This window comes from Solidesulfovibrio sp. C21, from assembly GCF_047785625.1.
GTDB lineage: Bacteria > Desulfobacterota > Desulfovibrionia > Desulfovibrionales > Desulfovibrionaceae > Solidesulfovibrio.
The window spans coordinates 1-1,456 of the sequence record NZ_JBLODY010000160.1 but is presented as its reverse complement, the minus strand read 5'-3'; the positions used below and the strand labels follow the sequence as shown (position 1 = coordinate 1,456).

The following is a 1,456-nucleotide window of genomic DNA, read 5'->3' as shown; positions in this document are numbered from 1 at the left end:
CAAATACCATGTTGGCCTCGACCCTCAAACTGGCTGATAGTGCCAGTGAACGTGCTCCAAGGGCACAAACGAGGCGAGGAGACCAACATGGCAAGACAAGAGTTATCCCAACTTCAGGCGTTTGTGGAGGCTTCACAAGGTCGATCTTTTTTTGTCGGTTTGGATGTTCATAAAGATAGTTATTCTGTTGCGTTACGTCGATTTGATGGAGCCGTCCACACCTTGGTGATATCGGCGAGCCCGCAAGTCCTGATCGACGAATTGGCCGCGTTGGGCGTCACCGTAGCCATGGCGGCCAGTGAATCCGGACCCACCGGATTTCACTTGGCCAGGGAGCTTACCAAAGCCGGCATCCCTAACTTGGTGGCGGCTCCCAGCCGAATTCCCCGCCCCGTGGTCTGGGGCGCAAAAACAGATCGGCTCGATTGCATCAAACTGGCCGATTACGCCGCCAAGGGGATGCTGCGTCCCATCGCAGTACCGACCGAGGAGCAAGAAGCCCAGAGGAGCCTGGAGCGCCGACGACACGATCTGGCCGACGACCTGCGTCGTGTGAAACTTCGCATCCATTCCCATCTACTTTTTTGGGGCCTCACCGAACCACCCAATCTGAAATACTGGAGCAAGGTCGCTGTAGCGTCCCTGCTTAAACTGCCCATGCATCAGGCTGCCCGGTACACGCTGGAAAGTTTTGTGCGGGAGATGCATGCCATCACGAGCGAATTGTCCCTCGTTGAACAGCAACTTGAGACAATTTGCCACCAGAAAGAGCATGACGAGGTCATCAAGTGCCTGCGCACCGTGCCCGGTGTGGGGCCGATCATCGCCGCTACCTTCCGTCTGGAGTTGTTCCAGCCGGAGCGTTTTAACCGGGCCGAAGAAGTGACAAGCTATCTGGGACTTGCACCCATGGTGCGCCAGAGCGGCGAGAGCAAGGGCCGGGCCAGGCTACGCCCCGTGGGGCAAACCAAACTGCGAAGTCTTTTAGTGGAAGCGGCCTGGAAATGGCGCGCACACGATTCGAAGGCCCAGGCGTGGTATCACAAGCTGCTTGGGAAGAGTGGCTTGGCCCAAAAGGCCATCACAGCCTTGGCCCGAAAACTGGCTGTCATCTTGTGGCGCCTGAGCCTGGAGAAAAGAGACTACCGAGTTGAGGCAGTTGTAGCGTGAAACAACGGCGGGCGAGATCGCGCCGGTTCTCGTTGAACCCCGCGCTCCCCGCCCGCCAAGAGGGTGTTGCAGCGCCAATAAGGGCCTGTGGCAACGAGAAGAGAAGACTGAAAGCCTAACAGCCAAAGAATTTTCGGATTGGTCGCGGGAAAGTCTGGCCGCATGGCGGCGTTTTTCAAATGGCGGGAATCCGAAAACTACCGAATCGGTACTTGGCGCTTCGGGCGCGAATAGGAAACGGGCGGTTAGACTGCGTCAGCCGGCTTGACTTCGGGCCACATAGGAA

The 1,456-nt window shown here is 57.5% G+C and carries 1 protein-coding gene; it reads left to right on the top strand.

Annotated elements, in window-relative coordinates; all coding sequences use genetic code 11:
* Nucleotides 1-87: 87 nt before the first annotated feature.
* A complete protein-coding gene (locus ACMZ6R_RS20450) occupies nucleotides 88-1,170 on the top strand; it encodes an IS110 family transposase (RefSeq protein WP_416114802.1) in 1,083 nt (360 codons plus the stop codon).
* Nucleotides 1,171-1,456 lie beyond the last annotated feature (286 nt).